Annotated in this window: 1 protein-coding gene; it reads left to right on the top strand. The window is 60.4% G+C overall.

All coding sequences use genetic code 11. From position 1 onward, the window contains the following. The coding region (locus AC0IYH_RS33695; protein WP_471838799.1) for a PEPxxWA-CTERM sorting domain-containing protein at nt 1-105 on the top strand (105 nt) is incomplete at its 5' end. Between the last annotated feature and the right edge of the window lie 135 nt (nt 106-240).

Genomic DNA, 240 nt, shown 5'->3' on the forward strand with positions numbered 1-240 from the left:
GTTCCCGAGCCAGCCACCTGGGCAATGATGATCGGCGGCATGGGTGTCGTTGGTGGCGCAATGCGCCGTCGTCGTTCGCTCAAGACCAACATTAGCTTCGCCTGACCTAAACTCGCTTGCCAGAGATCGGAAGAGCCGTCAGCCATACGGGTTGGCGGCTCTTTCGCGTTTCACCGAAGAAAGCTTCCTTCAGTGCACGTTCGCTTGCTGAAGCTGAAGGCGGGCCGCGGCTACCAGCGC

It is taken from the genome of Pseudomonas sp. AC463, from assembly GCF_979253585.1.